We start from the raw sequence: 1885 nt of genomic DNA on the forward strand, positions 1-1885 counted from the left end.
CGCCGGCGCGGCCGGGCGCATGGCGCTGACCGCCGACGATGGCGTGGCGGTGCGCCGGCGCCGTTGGGGCCTGGACCGCTGCGCGCTGCTGCGCGGCCTGCCCACGACGCTGCTGGAGCACATCGCCCGCCACAGCAGCGAGGCCAACCTCGAGGAAGGCGACGCGCTGTTCTTCAAGAACGATCCCAGCGACTTCCTCGCCTTCGTCGTCCACGGCCGCATCTACAAACTGCTGTACGGGCCCGACGGCCAGGAACTGATCGTCGACACCATCGACAGCGGCGAGACGGTCGACGAAACCCCGCTGCTGGACAACCACGCCCACACCTTCACCGCAGTGGCCTACACCCCGACCCGGGTGCTGCTGCTGCCGCGCCGGCACTTCCCCAGCCTGACCAACGACCCGGTGGTGATCGAGCGCGCCCACGCCTCGCTGTGCCTGCGCCTGCGCCAGGCGGTGGAGAGCCTGGAGACGATGTGCCTGCACCGCCTGGAGTCGCGCCTGGCGCGCTACCTGCTGTCGCTGATGCACAACCAGCCGCAGGCGCGCGGCGGCGATTTCGAAGTGGCGCTGCCGCCGACCCAAAGCATCCTGGCGGCGATGGTCAACGCCAGCCGGCCGAAGTTGAACGCGCAATTGCAGACCTGGCACCGCAGCGGGCTGGTGAGCCGCAAGCGCAACATCCTGCGCATCAACGACATCGACCAGTTTCGCTGCAAGGCCTATCTGGGCCGCGACTTCGAGCGCCCGGAAGGGCGCGCGCGGGCGCCGGCGGCGTGGCGCAATTCCTGAGCGCGCCGGCGTCGCCGCGACCTCGGCGCTGCGCGCCCGCCGACGAAAAGGCCGGCCCCCGACGGGAGCCGGCCCGGCCGCGGCGAGCGATGCCGCGGCGCATTCACGCCTGGATCAACCGTTGCGGCACGCGTCGCGCGGCAGCGCATGCAGCGCTTCGCTGGCGTCCTTCAGCAGGCCGTCGAAGTTGCTCTTGTTGTCGGCCGGGCAGAAATCCTCGACCCGGGTGCCGTTGGAACGGTACTCGACCTGGAACACGGCCTTGTTGCGCTTGATGAACTCCTGGTAGTTGCCGCACTCGCCCCACTGGTTGCATTCCTCGTTGAGCGCCCAGTCGGCGAACGCCGCCGCGTACGGCGCCATCTCCGGGCCGTTCTTCAGGCCCATCGACATGCCGCGCGCATGCGCCGCGTCGACCAGCAACTGCAGGTAGTACAGCGAGTCTTCCATGGTCAGGTCGAAGCCGGTCTTGTCCGCGCCCTGGTTGAACGAATCGTCCAGGTCCGGCTCGACGCCGTCGCAGCCCTTGGCCCGGGCCTTGTCCAGGCGCGCGGTCATGATCGGCATCAGCGCGTCGGTCTTGCGCACGTCGACCCAGTACTCGCGGTCGAAGCCGTCCATCCGCTTGCCGATCAGGCCGGGCACCTTGCGGAACTCGGCGGCGTCGGCGCGATCCATGTTGTAGCTGCCCACTTCGGTGTAGCACACCACGTAGATGCCCTTGGCCTTGAGCGCGGCGACGGTCGTCGCCGGGGTCGCGTCCAGGTCGATGTCGAGCATTTTCCTGGGGTTGGCCGAGCCGTCGAGCACGGCGGAATTGACCGCGCGGCCGTCGAGCTGCCAGTTCCAGGTGGTGCCCGGGGTCAGCGGCTTCCAGGTCGGGGCGGCCGCGGCGCGGGCGGCGGGCGCGGTGGCGGGGGAGTGCGCCTGGGCGGCGGCCGACAGGGCGGCGGCCAGGGCCAGGGCGATCACAGCGAGCTTGTTCATTGCGTCTCCAGAAGAAAGCGTTGGGAGCATGCGGAGGGGCGGGCGCCGCCGCGCCGTCCGCGCTCCCCGTGGCGTCGCACTGCGCGGCCCCGGCGCCGCGCGCCA

At 70.7% G+C, this 1885-nt stretch carries 2 protein-coding genes; one reads left to right on the plus strand and one right to left on the minus strand.

Going from position 1 to position 1885, the window contains the following annotated elements:
* Positions 1-793, plus strand: a 793-nt coding sequence (locus A7A76_RS05050) for a Crp/Fnr family transcriptional regulator (protein WP_206410172.1), incomplete at its 5' end; no start/stop codon positions are given.
* Between the two features lie 114 nt (positions 794-907).
* On the opposite strand, the gene A7A76_RS05055 is transcribed toward A7A76_RS05050, so the two are convergent.
* On the minus strand, positions 908-1780 hold the full coding sequence (locus A7A76_RS05055; RefSeq protein WP_206410173.1) for an endo alpha-1,4 polygalactosaminidase: 873 nt from the start codon (positions 1778-1780) through the stop codon (positions 908-910).
* Positions 1781-1885 lie beyond the last annotated feature (105 nt).

The organism is Lysobacter enzymogenes, from assembly GCF_017168095.1.
Lineage (GTDB): Bacteria > Pseudomonadota > Gammaproteobacteria > Xanthomonadales > Xanthomonadaceae > Lysobacter > Lysobacter enzymogenes_D.